The organism is Microcoleus sp. M2_D5 (assembly GCF_036701935.1).
In the GTDB taxonomy this organism is placed as follows: domain Bacteria; phylum Cyanobacteriota; class Cyanobacteriia; order Cyanobacteriales; family Microcoleaceae; genus Microcoleus.
Genome location: NZ_JAUBRP010000016.1, coordinates 39,623 through 55,899 on the forward strand (window position 1 = coordinate 39,623; position 16,277 = coordinate 55,899).

The 16,277-nt window shown below is 45.8% G+C and carries 23 protein-coding genes and 1 tRNA gene; 6 read left to right on the top strand and 18 right to left on the bottom strand.

The genetic code is table 11. The features are described from left to right. The 6 genes from QUA50_RS09255 to QUA50_RS09280 form a co-directional block, all read right to left on the bottom strand. A partial coding sequence (locus QUA50_RS09255; protein ID WP_333263151.1) for a hypothetical protein occupies positions 1–259 on the bottom strand: 259 nt, incomplete at its 3' end. Between the two features lie 22 nt (positions 260–281). Next, a complete protein-coding gene (locus QUA50_RS09260; protein WP_333298648.1) occupies positions 282–1,730 on the bottom strand; it encodes a slr1306 family protein in 1,449 nt (482 codons plus the stop codon). Between the two features lie 250 nt (positions 1,731–1,980). After that, positions 1,981–2,403, bottom strand: coding sequence for a thioesterase family protein (locus QUA50_RS09265; RefSeq protein WP_333263157.1), 423 nt, complete (start codon positions 2,401–2,403; stop codon positions 1,981–1,983). Positions 2,404–2,407: 4 nt separating this feature from the next. Further along, on the bottom strand, positions 2,408–2,557 hold the full coding sequence (locus QUA50_RS09270; RefSeq protein ID WP_333298650.1) for a hypothetical protein: 150 nt from the start codon (positions 2,555–2,557) through the stop codon (positions 2,408–2,410). Positions 2,558–2,821: 264 nt separating this feature from the next. After that, complete coding sequence (locus QUA50_RS09275) at positions 2,822–3,904, bottom strand: ATP-dependent 6-phosphofructokinase (protein ID WP_333263304.1); 1,083 nt, start codon at positions 3,902–3,904, stop codon at positions 2,822–2,824. 310 nt (positions 3,905–4,214) lie between these two features. Next, positions 4,215–4,457 carry a hypothetical protein gene (locus QUA50_RS09280; protein ID WP_332953011.1) on the bottom strand — a complete coding sequence of 81 codons (243 nt, stop codon included), beginning with the start codon at positions 4,455–4,457 and terminating at the stop codon, positions 4,215–4,217. Between the two features lie 137 nt (positions 4,458–4,594). On the opposite strand from QUA50_RS09280, the gene QUA50_RS09285 reads away from it, so the two are divergent. Both QUA50_RS09285 and QUA50_RS09290 read left to right on the top strand, forming a co-directional pair. Then, positions 4,595–5,101 carry a hypothetical protein gene (locus QUA50_RS09285; RefSeq protein ID WP_333048859.1) on the top strand — a complete coding sequence of 169 codons (507 nt, stop codon included), beginning with the start codon at positions 4,595–4,597 and terminating at the stop codon, positions 5,099–5,101. A gap of 154 nt (positions 5,102–5,255) precedes the next feature. After that, complete coding sequence (locus QUA50_RS09290; protein ID WP_333263161.1) at positions 5,256–6,074, top strand: FkbM family methyltransferase; 819 nt, start codon at positions 5,256–5,258, stop codon at positions 6,072–6,074. A gap of 236 nt (positions 6,075–6,310) precedes the next feature. Here the strand turns inward: QUA50_RS09290 and ygfZ are convergent, their stop codons facing one another. The 5 genes from ygfZ to QUA50_RS09315 all read right to left on the bottom strand — a co-directional run bounded on the left by ygfZ (position 6,311) and on the right by QUA50_RS09315 (position 9,443). Beyond that, entirely contained in the window at positions 6,311–7,360 is a 1,050-nt protein-coding gene (ygfZ, locus tag QUA50_RS09295) for a CAF17-like 4Fe-4S cluster assembly/insertion protein YgfZ (protein ID WP_333263164.1), read from the bottom strand. Positions 7,361–7,444: 84 nt separating this feature from the next. Then, positions 7,445–7,828, bottom strand: coding sequence for a hypothetical protein (locus QUA50_RS09300; protein ID WP_333263167.1), 384 nt, complete (start codon positions 7,826–7,828; stop codon positions 7,445–7,447). A 23-nt stretch (positions 7,829–7,851) separates the two neighbouring features. Beyond that, the gene (locus QUA50_RS09305; RefSeq protein WP_333298652.1) at positions 7,852–7,977 is read right to left on the bottom strand and encodes a hypothetical protein; all 126 of its coding nucleotides are present in this window, start codon (positions 7,975–7,977) and stop codon (positions 7,852–7,854) included. Then, positions 7,970–9,160 carry a transposase gene (locus QUA50_RS09310; protein WP_333263169.1) on the bottom strand — a complete coding sequence of 397 codons (1,191 nt, stop codon included), beginning with the start codon at positions 9,158–9,160 and terminating at the stop codon, positions 7,970–7,972. Before QUA50_RS09310 ends, QUA50_RS09305 begins: the two co-directional genes overlap by 8 nt. Before the next feature lie 211 nt (positions 9,161–9,371). After that, a tRNA-Val gene (locus QUA50_RS09315) sits at positions 9,372–9,443 on the bottom strand. A gap of 72 nt (positions 9,444–9,515) precedes the next feature. Between QUA50_RS09315 and QUA50_RS09320 the strand changes: the two genes are divergently transcribed. Both QUA50_RS09320 and mazG read left to right on the top strand, forming a co-directional pair. After that, positions 9,516–10,106: a metal-binding protein gene (locus QUA50_RS09320; RefSeq protein ID WP_333263172.1), complete on the top strand. Its 591-nt coding sequence runs from the start codon at positions 9,516–9,518 to the stop codon at positions 10,104–10,106. A gap of 6 nt (positions 10,107–10,112) precedes the next feature. Continuing rightward, on the top strand, positions 10,113–10,937 hold the full coding sequence (gene mazG, locus QUA50_RS09325) for a nucleoside triphosphate pyrophosphohydrolase (RefSeq protein WP_333263175.1): 825 nt from the start codon (positions 10,113–10,115) through the stop codon (positions 10,935–10,937). Between the two features lie 123 nt (positions 10,938–11,060). Here mazG and QUA50_RS09330 read toward each other — a convergent pair whose 3' ends face one another. The 3 genes from QUA50_RS09330 to QUA50_RS09340 all read right to left on the bottom strand — a co-directional run bounded on the left by QUA50_RS09330 (position 11,061) and on the right by QUA50_RS09340 (position 12,302). Next, the gene (locus tag QUA50_RS09330) at positions 11,061–11,462 is read right to left on the bottom strand and encodes a helix-turn-helix transcriptional regulator (RefSeq protein ID WP_333091252.1); all 402 of its coding nucleotides are present in this window, start codon (positions 11,460–11,462) and stop codon (positions 11,061–11,063) included. Positions 11,463–11,605: 143 nt separating this feature from the next. After that, positions 11,606–11,875, bottom strand: a complete 270-nt coding sequence (locus QUA50_RS09335; protein WP_333263178.1) for a helix-turn-helix transcriptional regulator — start codon at positions 11,873–11,875, stop codon at positions 11,606–11,608. Positions 11,876–11,900: 25 nt separating this feature from the next. Beyond that, positions 11,901–12,302, bottom strand: a complete 402-nt coding sequence (locus QUA50_RS09340; RefSeq protein ID WP_190655959.1) for a helix-turn-helix transcriptional regulator — start codon at positions 12,300–12,302, stop codon at positions 11,901–11,903. Between the two features lie 181 nt (positions 12,303–12,483). On the opposite strand from QUA50_RS09340, the gene QUA50_RS09345 reads away from it, so the two are divergent. Continuing rightward, the gene (locus tag QUA50_RS09345; RefSeq protein ID WP_333263181.1) at positions 12,484–12,888 is read left to right on the top strand and encodes a hypothetical protein; all 405 of its coding nucleotides are present in this window, start codon (positions 12,484–12,486) and stop codon (positions 12,886–12,888) included. A gap of 115 nt (positions 12,889–13,003) precedes the next feature. Here QUA50_RS09345 and QUA50_RS09350 read toward each other — a convergent pair whose 3' ends face one another. Beyond that, entirely contained in the window at positions 13,004–13,489 is a 486-nt protein-coding gene (locus QUA50_RS09350; RefSeq protein ID WP_015178782.1) for an allophycocyanin subunit alpha-B, read from the bottom strand. Between the two features lie 83 nt (positions 13,490–13,572). Then, complete coding sequence (locus QUA50_RS09355) at positions 13,573–13,938, bottom strand: hypothetical protein (protein ID WP_333263185.1); 366 nt, start codon at positions 13,936–13,938, stop codon at positions 13,573–13,575. Between the two features lie 23 nt (positions 13,939–13,961). Here QUA50_RS09355 and rlmD point away from each other — a divergent pair, with 23 nt between their 5' ends. Beyond that, a complete protein-coding gene (rlmD, locus tag QUA50_RS09360; RefSeq protein WP_333263187.1) occupies positions 13,962–15,374 on the top strand; it encodes a 23S rRNA (uracil(1939)-C(5))-methyltransferase RlmD in 1,413 nt (470 codons plus the stop codon). 42 nt (positions 15,375–15,416) lie between these two features. Here rlmD and QUA50_RS09365 read toward each other — a convergent pair whose 3' ends face one another. Beyond that, positions 15,417–15,713 (bottom strand): XRE family transcriptional regulator, encoded by a 297-nt coding sequence (locus tag QUA50_RS09365; RefSeq protein ID WP_333263188.1) that lies wholly within the window; start codon positions 15,711–15,713, stop codon positions 15,417–15,419. Further along, the gene (locus QUA50_RS09370) at positions 15,710–16,117 is read right to left on the bottom strand and encodes a type II toxin-antitoxin system RelE/ParE family toxin (protein WP_333298662.1); all 408 of its coding nucleotides are present in this window, start codon (positions 16,115–16,117) and stop codon (positions 15,710–15,712) included. Before QUA50_RS09370 ends, QUA50_RS09365 begins: the two co-directional genes overlap by 4 nt. Between the last annotated feature and the right edge of the window lie 160 nt (positions 16,118–16,277).

Genomic DNA, 16,277 nt, shown 5'->3' on the forward strand with positions numbered 1-16,277 from the left:
TTTCTTGTGGAACAGGCATCTTGCCTGTTGTTCCACAATCACAAAAAATTTCTTGTGGAACAGGCATCTTGCCTGTTGTTCCACAATCACAGAAAATTTCTTGTGGAACAGGCATCTTGCCTGTTCTTCCACAATTACAAAAAATTTCTTGTGGAACAGGCATCTTGCCTGTTGTTCCACAATCACAAAAAATTTCTTGTGGAACAGGCATCTTGCCTGTTCTTCCACAATCACAAAAAATTTCTTGTGGAACAGGCATCTTGCCTGTTCCTTTATTTTACTTAATTGACCGCCGACTTAACGGTTTCGGGCCCAGATACCTGAGATGAAAGGCGACTCGCCACTTGGTTGACGAAAGATTGCAAGAAGGAAACTTGCTGATTTTGCGTAAATACTGCTTGCAAAGTTTTAGTCAACTGGTCGAGACTGAAAATGCCTTTGGCAGCATTTTCCAGTTCTTGACTTTGGAAATATTCAATTAAACTCAGTCCCGCAATTCTGGTAAAATATGCTGCACTAATTCCCTGCACGGCGCCTCCTGCTACGTAGGTAACAGCATTGCTTTTGAGCATCCCAGAAATAGTTTGAGTAGACATTTCTACTAATCCCAATTTAAACATTTGACTTGCCAAAGTTGCCGCTACTGTCTTAGCTTGGTCTAAGGAAAACTGTTGCTTGTAGATAGCGCCGAGGTCGATTACAAGTTGGGTGCTGATGGCGGTTGTTGCTAGCAAGTCTAAAGCGGGAACCGGGTTAGTAAAGACGGCGGCGGCGGCGATGTACTGATATTGTTCGATAATGGGAATTGCCCGATCGCGCCTGACTGCATTTAAGAAGGTTTTTGCCTCTAATTTGATACTTGCAGCTTCGCGCACTGCACTCGCCCAGACCAACTGTTGCCGTTCTTCAGTTAAGATTTTAGTCAATCTTTCCGTCAGCGCGTCGAGTTGAGAGACTTGCTTTTCAATCCGTTCTTTAAATGTGCCGTCCGCTTGGTGCTGCCGCACTTTAATAGAATTGGGAGAAGCTGCGATCGCAATTATCTCTTCTGTTCCCAATATTCCTTGCATTTTCTGCTGCAAAGAGTTCAAAACCTGCGACTGCTGTTCTGGTAAATATTGGTCTTGCTTGTTCCAGACTAGCAGCACTCGCTGACCAGCGGATGCTAGCTGAGATAATGTTTTAAATTCGGAATCTGTGATGTCGCCCGCTGTCACAAACAGCACTAAATCACCGTTGATTTTGGCATCGGCATTTGTATTTGCAAACAGCGCTGCTGTTTCTTGTAAACTAAGCTTTTGCGGGTGTTGAGAGACCCAATTAGAATTTAAAACTTGAATTAAGGCAGTTTTGCCGACAGCTTTGCCGCCTGTTACGGTAATCCGCAAATCTTGTCTATCTAATTCGCTTCTGAGCCGATCGAGCTTTGCTGTTAGATTAGCAGGATCGGCGGAGTTTTGAGCTTCTGAGGCTAGCAATTTAATTGCTGCTTCCGAAGCCGCGATCGCTTTTTCGGCTGCTTCCCGGTTGGCCAGGGGTTGCGGGAGTGCGAGTTCGAGTTTGGGGGATTGTTGTTTCCACCACCAATACCCCGCACCGGCAGCCGCCAAGCCGATGAGTGCCGTTTCGCCCATTTCTGAACCCGAATGCTGTAGAGTTTCCAGCAGCCACAGCGCTGCTGAAAGTCCTATTCCACCTATTAAAATCGGTCGCCGCAAGTTAAGTGTCATTTTTCCCTTCCTCTGGGTATTGTCGCCAAGCTTAACCTTACCGGGCTTGGCCTCCCTCCCTCTATTCCATCGTACCTCTGCGGCATCCAAACTGGCAGGCGGGCGATCCGACTTTTTGCGATCGGGATTTGCGGCCTCGGCGACAATCAACTTTTTGCAGTTCTACAAACGGGGAATGAATGACTGAAGTCCTCACTACAAACCAATAGATTTTTACAGGATTTGGCAAATATAATAGTTGATTTTTTCTCTATGTTGGTAATGCTTGAGATTGCGATTCAAAAATATCAATTATTTGTTTGGGAATTGCTCGCGGGCGCATGGTGGTAACTTCAACCCAAACCCAAAGCGCCTCGGCTTTTAACAATATTTCGTCATTTCCAAGTAAGCGAATTTCGTAGCGGCGGACGGCGCGCGGGCCGCGCATTTGTTCTATCCAAGTGGATATTTCAAGTCGATCGCCCGAGGCTGCCGATCGCAAATAGTCAATCTCTATCCGCCGCATTACAAAGACGCCGCCCAATTCCCGGTAGCGATCGAGAGTAAATCCCAAATGTTCTAAATGTTCGATCGCAGCGTGTTCTAAATAATGCTGGTAAACAGCATTATTTACGTGACCGAGAGCATCCATTTCGTAATGTCGCACTCTAATTTCTGTAGTAAATGGTGTCAATTTCTCACCTTTGCACTTGTTGCGGTATTTTGTAGTTCCGAGTGCGATCGCACTCTGGGTCGATTCTCGCTCGGAACTGATTGCAAGTTACACTCAATAGTTGAAACGTCACTGCTTCCAGGTTAACCTTAGTCCTGGAAGCACAGACGGTCAATCGATTTTGGATTTTAGATTTTAGATTTTAGATTGATCCCACGGATAAATGCGGGGGACGCAAGGATTTTCGATTTTCGATTTTGGATTGATTCCACGGATAAATCACGTGGCGGATACCACCTTTGAAATTCGCTTGTCATCACCTTGGTTTTTTTTACGACAATACACTGGCTTAAAGCCCTAAGTCTCGGTTGAAAAACTCAGTTTCGCGGTTCTGAGTGCGTCCCCGACTAAACCTTTGAGAAATCGGACGGGTAATTGTTTAGTCTCCCAGACAAATTCCCAAACCGCGGGCAGTTTTAACCAGAGTACCATCGAAGTCTACAGGTCTGTATTTGGCGATCGCATCTTCCAGAGGAACGCTCACAACTTCCCGCTTTTGCCAAGATACCATGCAGTCGTATTTCTCTTCGGCAACTAAATCAACTGCTGCCACCCCAAAAGCCGAAGCAATTAATCTTTCTAGCGGTGAAGGAGTTCCCCCGCGTTGAGTATGTCCCAAAACGGTGACGCGAGTTTCTGCACCGCTACACTCAGAAATTGTATCAGCTAAATACTGACCAATTCCGCCTAATCGACTTTGACCTAAGCGATTTGTGTGCATTACTAACTCGCCTGCTTCAGTGCGAACTGCCTCCGCTACTATAATTAAACAGTAGTTTTTTCCCCGGTCTTGGCGTTCTTGGATTTGGGCGCAGATTTGGGAAATTTTGTAAGGGATTTCTGGAATCAGAATTATATCAGCTCCCCCTGAAATTCCGGCACTGATCGCAATATGTCCGGCATCGCGTCCCATGACTTCAACAATCATGACGCGACTGTGACTGGCCGCAGTAAAATGCAACCGATCTAGTGCTTCAGTAGCAATATTGACAGCAGTATCAAAACCGATAGAACGCTCGGTAATTCCGACATCATTATCAATAGTTTTAGGAATAGCAACTAAATTCAAATTGCCTTGTTGGGCAATCTTCCTGAGAATGGCAAGACTGCCGTCGCCACCTATGCCAATTAAGGCATCCAGACCTAGCTGATGATAACCTTCGATAATGTCTTCAGAACGATCGCGTAGAGTCCCGTCAGACATCGGGAAGGCAAAAGGATTGCCCTCATTTGTCGTGCCTAGCATCGTACCGCCAATGGTGAGCCACGAGTCTACTTTCTCAATATCCAGGGGAATTGCTTGAGGGGGATGACTCATCAATCCCTTGGTGGCTTGACGAATCCCCATCACTTTCCAATTGTAAGTTCCCGTTGCGCGGTAAACAACTGCTCGAATAACTGCGTTTAAGCCTGCACAGTCACCTCCGCTGGTGAGGATACCGATACATTTTTGTTCTCCCATAATTGCCCGACTTTTGTTACTCCGAATATGAGTTGATATTTTTAGATTCCGATCGTCCAATCTTTATTTTCGACCTAAATAGGTAGGCGAAAATAAACTTTCCCCTGTAACAAAATGTAAAGCAATCATAACTTTTGTGATTGCTTTCATAAGAGATCGCTCCTTTGGGGAGTGTTTGACTCGTTTTTGACTACTTATGTATTTTCGAGCTTCATCGACCTAATTCAGTGCCTCATCTCTGACGCGTCCCACAAGTTCGATCGCCCACTAAGTAGCATAGCCAATCACCGTCTCTAACAAAACATCAATTTTACTTCGGATTGAGGCGTTTAGAAACTTGGTTAATTATACCGCTGAGAATAGCACCGCCCATAAGAATTCCCAGGGCGGGATTAAATACCGGTTGCCAGAGACTGTACCACAAATCAAAACCGAGATTCACGCCGGTCGATCGACCTGCTACTGCGATCGCAAACCACCCAAAAATGGCAAAGACGAAAAATACATCAGCTACTAAAAGCAAGTTGAGCAAGTTAAGAAATTTATCTTTCATTGTCGAAGGTTCCTTTTGAGTGTATATGTGTCAAGTTTTGGCAAGCGGTTGGTCAAGGAGCGGATTGATAGCTGCAACTGGCGATCGAATAAAGATAAAATATCATTCAATTGTTTTCGCGCACAGGCTGTCAAAATATGGTTCGCTATACACTTCCTCAAAGCCCCGAAATTATTTTAACTGTCAAAGGAAAAGATTCAGCCAAAGCCCGGGAAGAAGCGATGGATCGGCTGATGGATCTCATGGATGAGGGCAAGCTGCCTACGGAACTCGTGGAGGGATTTGGGCCCAAGCAGTTTGTTGAAGTTAAGGATATCGAAGATGCTGCATCTGACGGCGAGGATGCGATTACTGAAGCCGTGCAGATTTTGAGCAATTTGGCAAGTCTCAAATTGAAAGTGATGGAATCCCGCGAAGAAGCACTTAAAATCCGGGCGGCGATCGACATTTTGTTTACAGATGAGGCTGTGACTGCCGAGGAAATTGGTCGTTTGAAAGATGGTTTCAAAGTTCTCAAAAACTTTGCTCAAGCTAACGTCCGCTATCGAGAAGCTAGAAGTAAAGCCGAAGAAGCACGGGCCATTCTCGACGAAGCTTTGCAATCTGTAGAACCGGAAAACAAGGCGCAGAAGTCGGCGAAATAGTAGGAGGTTACTTTAAAACCTATTTCTGTCATTGCCATCCTACACGAAGCAATCGCCGAGGTTTGCGATTGCTTCGTTTCTTGATTCAGACATACAATAACTCTGCTGCAAGACATAATATTAACTTTATCCACATTAAAATCTGGAAAAAATTGTGAGCAAACAACAAACAGGAATTCTCAGAAACTCGATGTCAGGCAGCTTGCTGCTGGCTAAAAAGTTAGGTTTTCAACCAAAAACTGTGATTGATGTCGGTGCCGCCTTGGGAACTTTTAATCTTTACGAAACTTTCCCCGATGCGCGACATTTGCTAATTGAGCCTATCGCCGAAAATGAACCTTACCTCGCCAAAATTTGCCGCAAGCTCAAAAGTGCAGAATACATTATTGCAGCCGCTACCAAAGAAGCGGGAGTTTTCACCCTCAACGTCAGTCCCGGTATGGTACATTCTTCACTTTCTGAAAATCGCATTACTGACAGCAGCAATCCTTATGTGAGAAACATACCAGCCATTACCTTGGATGGAATATGCAGGGAAAGAAACTTGCCAGGCCCGTATTTAATTAAAGTTGATGTAGACGGACAGGAATTAGATGTTTTAGCAGGCGCAACTGAGATTTTGCAGCAGACTGAATATGTAATTGTAGAAGTTACATTGTTCGGTCAGATGTATGATGTAATGAGTTTTATGAAGTCCCAAGGATTCGCAGCTTACGATATTGTTGATTTGTCATATCGCCCGGTTGATTCAGCTTTGTGGCAAGTTGACATGGCTTTTGTGAAGGAATCCGGTCACTTCAGAAGAGAGAGGGGTTTCGCGACAGGAGAGCAGGATATCGAAGCACTTAACTCGCATCTCAAAGCTTATCGGGAAAGTTTCATGAAATACATTGACACTCATTACAGTGACCCAATAGAGCCGGAACCACAGGTCGCTCAAGCTGTGGTGCGCGAAGATTATGTCATAATTTAATCAGCTATTGTGCATTTAAACTGCATACTTGGGGTGGCGCCGGAGCAACAGCCCACAAGAGTTTGATTATTTGTTGACGTGAAATTTAAATACTGAGCTAGCTTATGATTTCCAGTAGAACGGGAGCATCTCAATGAAAGCAGCAAAGCTAGAAATTAGAGTTAGGAATCAGGAGGAAAGAGTCAGAAGGAAGTAGTCAGAAGCAGGGTTTTTAGAAATATGAGATGCTCCCAAGCTTACCAACTTAAAAAAGGCACGTTTACTACTTCCCCGGTCATTTCTCCTACCTGCACTTTCAGTCCTTCGCCGCCCGCTTTTGTGCGGATGTAAGCAAGACCAAAAAATCCGGATTCAGTTTCCGTAAAACTGGTGAGTTTGCCGACTTTTTCTTCTCCGATTGTGACTGCTGTTCCGGGTTCAACAGCACCGGTCAACTGCACGCCCCAAAGTTGCTGTTTGACTCCTTTGTAGGTGTTCAACCGGGCAATTGTTTCTTGACCGATGTAGCAGCCTTTGTCATAGGTAATCGTGTGTAAAAGACGGGCTTCTAGGGGGTTGTAATCGTCTGTGAGTTCAAAATCGGGGGCGGGGCGTCCTTGTTCGATTCGCAGTTGTTCCCAAACTCGATCGCCCATCGGTACGGCCCCAGCTTTGACTAATTCCTGCCATAACTGGGCTGCATCGCTTGCTGGCGCAATTAACGTGTATCCGGGAGTTGCTAAACCGCTACCAACCGCAACTCGGATTTCCATACCTGCAAAATTTATCAATTTGTGAGTAGCGTAAGGTTGATTTTCAAGTTCGGTAACTCCGATTTTTTCTAATAGTTGAGTGCATTGCGGGCCGAGGAAACTGAAAGCAACAGTTGTATCGGTTAAATCTGTTAACTCGACGCGATCCATTGGGAAAATATAGCGATCGAGCAATTCCAGCAGTTGTCGGCGGCGGTTGGGCGAAACTAACAGCAGTACGGCATCTTCTATAGCGTAAGCGGTGGCGAGGTCGATCGTCCGGGCGGTGGATGTGACGAAAACGGTGTCGCAACCTTGACCGGGTTTGAGTATATTAAAGTTATTGGTACTTTGATTGTGCAAGAACCGCAGTCGATCGCTGTCTGAGATTTGAATGCGTCCCCAGTGAGTGCGATCGTACAAAGCGGCACCTTCTTTCGTTGCTGCGATCGCTTCTGCGTCGTTACCAAAACTGACTGGCACAATTTCTTTGGTTGTTAACTCTGCAAAAGTAGCACCGGCGGCTGCTTGAATGTCGTGCAATTGCTGAATCATAAGATTTTGTTGACTGTTAACTGTTGACTGATGACTGTTGACTATTAACTACTGCTTTCTTGTCAACTGACAACTAACAACTGACTATTTGTCCAAATTAGCGAATATTTCTTGGATTAATTGGCTGGCTTTAGCATCTAGACGATTCCAATCTACATCGCCAGTCTCATCATCAATCAAGCTAGTATCAATTACAACTTCTTGGCTTTGGATTTGACTGTGGGCGGGCTGGTAGTTGACAAAGCAGACTCGATAGCAAAGTTCCCAAATATCGACACATCTTTGCTCGCCTTGAAGCTCTAAAATTAGTTGATAGCCCGGAATGGGAATCTGCACTTCTTGATAAGTACCCGTCCAAACTGACTCCTCTAATTGTTTGCGGATGTTATCGAGCACTCGGATCATTGCTGGCTGCATGAGCAGTTCAGCTTGCTGCCAAGCGATCGGGCTAGTTATTTTAGGCTTCATATAGCTGGTTCTAAAAAAGAAAATCAATAAATTAATTGTCTAGCATTGGATGCCAACTTTTGAGACATCCGCCACAGAATGTTAAATTTAGTCTTGACAACTCCCTGTCCTAAAGGAGCAGGGATTCTTGGTTCATTGGGACTACTCATGTAGCTTGCCCTCCCCAAAATTCACTGCGATTTGCCCAACCGCTGTATATCCACGCTGCAACACCACTTGCGCTGCTGCAACATCTCGATTTGTTTCATAGCCACAGGTTTGACATTTATGCACCCGTTGAGATAACTCTTTTTTACCTGTATGGGTTTGACATAAGGGACAAGTCTGACTTGTTCCGTTGGGGTCTACTTTTGCAAAGTATGCACCTCGCTTAAAGCAAACATGGCTCAATATCTTCAAGAACTGACCAAACCCTGCATCAAGCGTGTGTTTGCCAACCATTCCGGCTGACATTGCTTTGAGGTTCAAATCCTCAGCAAATACTGTTTGAGCTGCGTCGCATAAATGATGTGCGGTCTTAAAATGAAAATCTTTGCGACTGTTCGAGATGTATTCGTAGTGCTTCGCTATTTGGTGATGAATTTGACGGGACTTTCTAGAGCCTTTTTTCTTGCGCTTGAGTTGACGTTGCAGCAATTTCAGCTTGCGTTGTCCATCCACAAAGAATCGAGGTCTATCAATCAATTCACCATCAGAAGTTGCCAAAAAATGTTTTAACCCTAAATCAATCCCTAATCCATGTCCTGAAGGTGAGGCTTGAGGTACTGCGACATCACATTGCAAAGAGAGCATGGCATAGTAGCCAGAAGCCCTCTTAACAACGCGAATTTGCTTAACCTCAAACCCTTGAGGGATTGGACGCGACAGGTGCATTTTAACTAAACCAATCTTGGGCAGGTTAACCCAATCAGCGCCATTAAAGTGTTTAACAGATTCTAGATTCAATTGAGGGAACACAAATGAGCGCATCCGCTTTTTGAATCTAGGAAAACCGTGTCCTCGTTCCCACATCGCCACAAACGCGGCCTCTAATTGGCGCAACGCCTGTTGCAAGACATGGGTGTGAGGCAGTTTCAACTCAGGAATTAACTTCTTTGCGATTGCCAATGATTTGCATTGGCCTGCAAAGGTTGGACGCGGTGCTTCAGCAGGGATAATGTATTCCTGCTTCATGCTGCACGAGTTGATATCACACTTACGAGAATTGACCCAATCTTTTCGTTCTCGCAATGCAAAGTTATAGACCTTGCGGCAAATATTGAGCCACTGGTCGAAAGTTTGGCGTTGCGTATCGGTAGGAATGAGCTTGTACTCGTAGGTGAGATTTAACATACAGCCATTGTAGAGCAAGTCTGAACAAACAGCACTGCATTTATTCAAAATCCTCTTCGGAGAAATTCAGAACCAAAAGTCCCCCTAAAAGGGGGAGGCTTGTATCCCATTGTTTTCTGTCACCCAATTCAACAGTCTACCCTAAACAGCAATAGCCGTTCTCGGCTCGACGGCTAAAAACGGCTGAAACTGTTGATATTGAGTTATCGGATGGGTAATGTAGGATTTGAACCTACGGCATCCTGCGTGTAAAGCAGGCGCTCTACCACTGAGCTAATCACCCAATTGCACTCACAAGGATTTATCATATCACAGTAACTCAGAAAGATCAAGTAAAAAAAATCCTAAACTTTAAATGCCCTCTGGCCGCACCCACGATCGAATAACCATGTGGAGTTTGCCCGCTGTGGCAGCCCTCACCTTTGGCCAGACGAGCAGCAGCAACCTGACTCTGCTGGTTTCCGGCAGCTTTTTATTCGGCGGGCTGATGTTTGGCCCCGACTTGGATATCTACTCCTGCCAGTATCAGCGCTGGGGATGCTTCAAAATGATTTGGCTTCCGTACCAAAAAAGCCTGCGCCACCGCTCTTTGCTGTCCCACGGCCCTCTGATCGGCACTGCTTTGCGAATTTTGTACCTGACTGCCTGGATCGCTGTTTTCGGGATATTGGGATTGGTAATTGCCGAAAAAATTGGCCCGCCTGGGTGGACTTGGGAGGATGTGGTTGTAGGTTGTTGGCGATCGCTCTGGGAACACCCGATCGAATTTTTAGCTGTTTACATCGGCTTAGAATTGGGCGCGATGAGCCACTATCTCAGCGATTGGGGCGGCTCTGCTTACAAAAGATTCAAAAAGCAAGAATTGAATGAATTGCGCCCGCCAAGCTCAATTAAGAAGCGCAAACGCAAACCTCGCAGCCGCACATCTAGTAAATCTAAAAGGTAAATTATTATGTCTGATTCCCAGAGTCGATCGCTCGCAGCACTCCAAGAACTTATAGAAGTTGTGGCTAAATTGCGATCGCCCGACGGCGGATGTCCTTGGGATTTAGCCCAAACTCCCCAAACTCTAATTCCCCACATCATTGAAGAAGCTTATGAAACCGCCGACGCGATTCGCAAAGGAGATAAAGATGCGATCGTCGAAGAATTGGGCGATTTACTGTTACAGGTAATTCTGCAAGCTCAAATTGCTAGCGAATCGAGTCAATTCACCCTCGCAGAAATCGCCGGCGGAATTACAGAAAAACTGATTCGCCGCCATCCGCACGTCTTCGGCGATGTCGAACTCAACAGCGTCGATGAAGTCAACGAAAACTGGGAAAAAATCAAAGCAGCAGAAAAAGGCACGACTTCGGAAAAGCCGCCAACTTTAGCCTCGAAAATGAGCCGTTATGCCAGCACTTTGCCCCCGATCGCCGCCGGGATGAAAATTTCGCAAAAAGCTGCGGAAGCGAATTTTGATTGGGACAGCGTAGACGGCGTTTGGGATAAATTTCACGAAGAAATGGCAGAATTTGAACACGCTCTCAAACACGAGGACAAAGCAGCGCAGGAGTCAGAATTGGGAGATATTATGTTCGTATTGATTCAATTAGCCCGCTGGTACGATTTAGATCCGTCGGCTGCTTTGCAGGGAACGAATCAGCGGTTTGTGCAGCGGTTTGCCTTAGTTGAAGCCAAGTGCGATCGACCTTTGTCCGATTATCCGGTGGAAGAAATAGAAGCAATTTGGCAGCAGGCTAAAGCTATAGTGGCTCAAAAGGGCGATGCTTAATATCAAATCCGTTAGTATCAGAATGATAAATCTCTCTCTTTTCTCCTTCTGGGCGCCCTCTGCGCTCTCTGCGGTTAAAAACTCCAAATCTAACTAATTTGGTTTAATCAGTTCAGATATCAACTACTCGTAGAGCTTCGCATCATTGTATGGGGGATGTTCGCAAGCAATGTAAAGCGCATTTGTCGGTTCCAGGGCTTCTCCTGTCACCGGATCGATCGGCTTGAGTACAAAGCATAACAGAGAGAGCGATCGCCAATCCAAACTTTCTAACTTCCCGCGTTCGTAGCGACTAACAGTAGCATTACTAATACCGACATCTTTTGGTACTGGATCTCCGGCTGTCCGAAACAGAGCGGCCTCGTATTCTTTTGTGACCATTTCTGTTTCAATAATTGACCAGCCCCGAATCTCTCTAGCTGCTTTCAGAAGTTTGCCCAATCTACCGCGTCCCGTATCCGTAAATCGCACAGGGCGCAGTTTTTCCCGATCGACGACAGCCTTAAAGTCAAGAAATCCCGGCATTTTACAGATCCAATTTAACTATTAAGTCAATCCTACGCCTCGACGTTGGGGTTCCAAAATTCAGTTCCGATCAACAGTAAGTCTTCTAGAGTAACCAACCGCTTTTCAACTGGGTGAACTGGTTCGAGAACATCGAGGAACAGCTACAAAAGATCGGGTGCAGGCTTGTTGTAATAGCCATTTTCGATTCTCGAAATGCCTGCAATGCTGACCCCCAAAACTTTGGGCAAAGGCTCTCCCCCTAGATTATAAAATTGAGCCTCATGCTGCTTGGTCTTTTCGCTCAGTTCGTGAACGCTCCACCCCCTAGCTTCCCGCCACGATCGCAGGAATTTACCCAACCGCCGCAGCCCGGTATCAGTAAATCTCCGTCTCAAGTATTCTTTTTCTGGCTTAGCTTCTGCTACCACCATCAGTCATCACCTATCTGCAAATAATCTAGTCGTAGAGCTTCGCATCGTTGTATGGCGGATGTTCGCACGCGATGTAAAGCGCATTTGTCGGTTCTAGTGCCTCTCCTGTCACGGGGTCGATCGGCTTGAGGACAAAGCATAACAGACTGAGCGATCGCCAATCCAAATTATCTAGCTTCCCGCGTTCGTAACGGTTGACTGTTGCCGCACTGATACCCACATCTTTGGGTACGGGTTGATTTGTAGCTGTGAACAGGGCCTCTTCATATCCCTTTGTTTTGAACTCTGTTTCGCTGACAGACCAACCTGTTGTCTGTCTTGCTGCTTTTAAAATCTTCCCCAAACGCATCCGCCCCGTTTCAGTGAAGCGAACGGGACGCAATTCCTGCTCTTTGTCTACCACAGCTTTGTTAGAGAGTCCTGACATTTTTCCCACCTACGTTAACTCTCAAACTAGCACAGCATCAATGATTGAGGGTTGCACGAGCAACATCTGAGCTTAAGAAGTTTAAATTAAGTTTCTTTGCACTTGTGCAATAAGAGTCTGATATAGTAATATGTAATTGACTCTAAACCGAACTTGCCTCTCAAGCCCTGAGTATACAGCCATGACACCACTGTTTCGCCGCATCCAACCCTCGAAAAAGCTCCGCATCACCGTCAGGTCGATCGCCCAACTGCTCAAAATCAGCCAAAATCAAATTAAGCGAGTCGAATCCTGGGCTTTCGTGGTTTTTGTACATCGGCGGGACAGAGGCGGACAATTTATCTCGTACCGCAGGCTGGAAGAATGGCAAAATGCGTTAGCGAAGCCCTCGAAGAGGATCGCCCATCATATCCAAACCTGCCCCACCCTTGGAGAACTCTCGCAGCTCAAAACATCCATTCACTACGACAGCCGGAAATTCCAAAAACAATGTCTCCCAAAAACCCTTGACTTTTTAAATCAAATGTGCATTGAAAGACAAGACGAACTCAACATCTGGGAAAACTTAAACTGCATTGCTTCCTAGCAGAAATTAGGCAGATTTCCTTCCCAAAAACAGAAGCGAAACATTTGCGAGCAATTGCGAGATCGAATCACCCCAAAAATCACCCGCGAATGCTCCGCCCGTTCCACAAAAGCAATTAAGACATTGCCTGAGCGATATAATCAAAATAAGGAGCTGCTTCCTTAGCATCATCCTGATTGAGCAAAGCCAAAGAAGCTTCCTTCAAACAGCGGATAGCTTCCACCATGCCAGGAACGGGAACGCCGAGAGAATTATACATTTCCCGAACGCCAATCAAACCGATGCTCTCGATCGGCTCCTTGTCACCGGCCAAGATACCGTAGGTAATCAGGCGCAAGTACCAGCCGTAGTCGCGCAGACACAAAGCCCGTTCGCGCTGGCCGTAAGCATTGCCCCCAGGAGAGATAAAATCAGGTCGTTTTTTCCAGAGTTTTTTACTAGCTTCTTCAACAATTTTCTTCTCACTGTCAGACAGCGCAGTAGCAATACGCACCCGCTGTTCTCCGGTTTTAAAGAAATCATTGATACTTTGGAGTTCGCCGGTACTGGGATAACGAAGTTCGTCGTCGGCTTGGAGAATTAATTGGCTAACTACGCTCATTGTTATTCAAATTTGAGGATAACATTAATAAACATTCCCATCAGTTGGCGACGGGATTCTTGGTTCGCAGACTCGCCTTGCTCCTAACATTTATCAATCCTAGAAGTAGAGGGTAAATCTCCCCAAGCGTTATGCTTGATGTTCAAGCCAGTTTCCTTGTGTTCCAAGGTACTGCAGGAAAAACTCAAAAATTGCGAGTGAGAGTTTGGATGTCGGCAGACACTTTGACTGTTTAACGTGTTTTTGCTAAATCGCCCCAACAGCATATCGCACCGACGATATCGAGGCAACTCGCGACAAGCTCGACTCCCCGGTTGAAGCTTGGCTTTAGCAGCAAGACGTTCAGCAGCAGGAAGACAGCCTGCAATAGAGTTTGAGTGCGGTGGCTTGCGCTCCGCTTCTTCGCTACGACTTATCTCAGGAAAGAGAGAGCGATATTGCATTACCATATTAAATCCTACCACGACTACTTGTGACCAAATCTAAATTCCCGACCCCAAACTCGACGAAATTGGCAAACCCTTGCCAGCAAGGTCAACTGATTGAGATAGAGATTACCGACTTGACAGACACCGGCGACGGAGTTGGTCGTTTTGGTGATTTAGTAGTGTTTGTGCCCGATACCGTGACGGGCGATCGAGTCCTTGTGCGCCTCGTACAAGTCAAATCCACCTATGCTACAGGCAAGCTGGACACACTTCTCGAAACCTCCGAACACCGCATCCGAGCTAACTGCATTGTCGCCGACAAGTGCGGCGGCTGTCAGTGGCAGCACGTAGATTATCAATATCAGCTTGCAGCCAAGCAAAATCAAATCATTCAAGCCTTAGAACGGATTGGCGGATTTAGCAATCCCCAAGTTGATGAAATTTTAACGGGAAAAATCGAGGGATTTCCTCAATTTTTAGGATACCGCAACAAAGCGACTTATCCCGTGGCAATATCTGCGACAGGTCAAGTCCAAGCAGGTTACTATCAAAAAAGCACCCACAAATTAGTCAATCTCAATCAGTGTCCGGTGCAAGACCCGCGCCTCAATCCTTTGTTAAAAGAAGTCAAAGAAGACATCCACTGGCGCGATTGGCAAGTCTACGACGAAAAGAAACATACAGGAGAATTGCGTCACTTGTCCTTGCGGATCGGACGGCGCACCGGCGAGATGCTGCTAACTTTAATAGTTCGCACTGGAGAGTTACCGGGACTCGAAGAGCAAGCATCAGAGTGGTTGAAACAATATCCTCAACTGGCAGGTGTTTGTTTGAATATAAATCCCGCTCAAACTAATGTAATTTTTGGGACCGAAACTCGCTGCATTGCGGGTCGTTCTTATCTGCGAGAAAGATTTGCTGGTTTGAATTTTCAGCTAAGAGCCGATACTTTTTTTCAGGTAAATACAGAGGCGGCTGAAGCGTTGTTAGAGACGATTGTAGGGGAATTGAATTTGCAGGGAAACGAGATTTTGGTTGACGCTTTCTGCGGAGTTGGTACTTTTACTTTACCCCTGGCAAAACAAGTAAAAATAGCCATAGGTTTAGAAGTGCAACCGGCGGCGATCGAACAAGCCCAATTAAATGCTGAGTTAAATGACGTGAGAAATGTCGAGTTTCAGGCGGGAACTGTAGAGAGTTTGCTGCCTTCCTTGGGATTGACACCGGATATTTTGCTGCTAGACCCGCCGAGGAAAGGGTGCGATCGCGCGGTTTTGGAAGCGATCGAGGAAATCAAACCAAATCGCATTGTTTATGTTAGCTGCAAGCCCGCTACTTTGGCTCGCGACCTCAAGATTTTGTGCAAAAATGGGGATTATAAGTTAGCGCGAGTGCAGCCGGCGGATTTCTTTCCTCAGACTTCTCATGTTGAGTGTGCGGCTTTTTTGGTCAGGTGAATGAAAGGGCGATCGGTTTTTGGGAATGAAAGGGCGATCGCCCTAAGCTACCTTGGGAAAAATTTCGACTTTGACAGTCATGCCTACTTGGTTGAGCATTACAATCAAAGTATCAACGGAGAACTGCCCAATTTTACCTTGAGTCAAAGCTTTGATTTCGTTCCTTGAGTGTTTGAGATGTTGAGCCGTTTGGTCGATTGTCCAACCGTGATGTTTAATCTGATTTTGCAGGGCTAGCATTAGTTGCGATCGGATTAGTAAATTATCGGCTTCTTCGGCTGAAAATCCGAGGTCGAGAAAGATATTATCGTTGGCTTGGGTAATGGTATTTTCGCTCATTGTTCAGATTCTATTGAATTCAAACGATTTTGTAAAAGTTGTTGGTAGCGTTTCTGTCCAAATTCGATATTTTTCTTGGCTGTCTTCTGGGTTTTCTTCTGGAAGGCATGGAGGACGTAAATAGCTTCTTCAAATCTAGCAATATAGAATACCCGATAGGCATCTTCTGTCCGAATCCGAATTTCCTCAACGCCTTTACCTACGATCGACATGGGTTTAAAGTCTGATGGTGGTATGCCTTGCTGGATCGTCCAAAGTGCAAAACCAGCATCTTTTCGGGCTTCTTCAGGAAGAGATTGGATTTCTTCGCGGGCAGCGCCAACCCACCGAATCGGTTTGATGGTCATCGGGTTTGTTGAGAATCGAATACTGTAATAATTGTAACGGCGATCGGCGACAATCATCAATAACAAAATTTATGGACTCCGCCAAAGAAACCGGGTTTTTTACCTTATTTGCGGGTAACAACAAAGTATTTTCGTAAAAAACCCGGTTTCTGGATCCCATGCTAAGTCCTATTTGGCGGACTGTTATAATACTATTTATGCTAAGCTCCTGTAGAGA

Excerpts from the sequence above, each read along its gene's own strand:
- QUA50_RS09260 (WP_333298648.1), bottom strand. The coding sequence starts at position 1,730 with ATGACACTTAACTTGCGGCGACCGATTTTAATAGGTGGAATAGGACTT.
- QUA50_RS09275 (WP_333263304.1), bottom strand. The coding sequence starts at position 3,904 with ATGGGAGAACAAAAATGTATCGGTATCCTCACCAGCGGAGGTGACTGT.
- QUA50_RS09280 (WP_332953011.1), bottom strand. The coding sequence starts at position 4,457 with ATGAAAGATAAATTTCTTAACTTGCTCAACTTGCTTTTAGTAGCTGAT.
- QUA50_RS09285 (WP_333048859.1), top strand. The coding sequence starts at position 4,595 with ATGGTTCGCTATACACTTCCTCAAAGCCCCGAAATTATTTTAACTGTC.
- ygfZ (WP_333263164.1), bottom strand. The coding sequence starts at position 7,360 with ATGATTCAGCAATTGCACGACATTCAAGCAGCCGCCGGTGCTACTTTT.
- QUA50_RS09300 (WP_333263167.1), bottom strand. The coding sequence starts at position 7,828 with ATGAAGCCTAAAATAACTAGCCCGATCGCTTGGCAGCAAGCTGAACTG.
- QUA50_RS09305 (WP_333298652.1), bottom strand. The coding sequence starts at position 7,977 with ATGAGTAGTCCCAATGAACCAAGAATCCCTGCTCCTTTAGGACAGGGA.
- QUA50_RS09310 (WP_333263169.1), bottom strand. The coding sequence starts at position 9,160 with ATGTTAAATCTCACCTACGAGTACAAGCTCATTCCTACCGATACGCAA.
- QUA50_RS09320 (WP_333263172.1), top strand. The coding sequence starts at position 9,516 with ATGCCCTCTGGCCGCACCCACGATCGAATAACCATGTGGAGTTTGCCC.
- mazG (WP_333263175.1), top strand. The coding sequence starts at position 10,113 with ATGTCTGATTCCCAGAGTCGATCGCTCGCAGCACTCCAAGAACTTATA.
- QUA50_RS09330 (WP_333091252.1), bottom strand. The coding sequence starts at position 11,462 with ATGCCGGGATTTCTTGACTTTAAGGCTGTCGTCGATCGGGAAAAACTG.
- QUA50_RS09335 (WP_333263178.1), bottom strand. The coding sequence starts at position 11,875 with ATGGTGGTAGCAGAAGCTAAGCCAGAAAAAGAATACTTGAGACGGAGA.
- QUA50_RS09340 (WP_190655959.1), bottom strand. The coding sequence starts at position 12,302 with ATGTCAGGACTCTCTAACAAAGCTGTGGTAGACAAAGAGCAGGAATTG.
- QUA50_RS09345 (WP_333263181.1), top strand. The coding sequence starts at position 12,484 with ATGACACCACTGTTTCGCCGCATCCAACCCTCGAAAAAGCTCCGCATC.
- QUA50_RS09350 (WP_015178782.1), bottom strand. The coding sequence starts at position 13,489 with ATGAGCGTAGTTAGCCAATTAATTCTCCAAGCCGACGACGAACTTCGT.
- QUA50_RS09355 (WP_333263185.1), bottom strand. The coding sequence starts at position 13,938 with ATGGTAATGCAATATCGCTCTCTCTTTCCTGAGATAAGTCGTAGCGAA.
- QUA50_RS09365 (WP_333263188.1), bottom strand. The coding sequence starts at position 15,713 with ATGAGCGAAAATACCATTACCCAAGCCAACGATAATATCTTTCTCGAC.
- QUA50_RS09370 (WP_333298662.1), bottom strand. The coding sequence starts at position 16,117 with ATGATTGTCGCCGATCGCCGTTACAATTATTACAGTATTCGATTCTCA.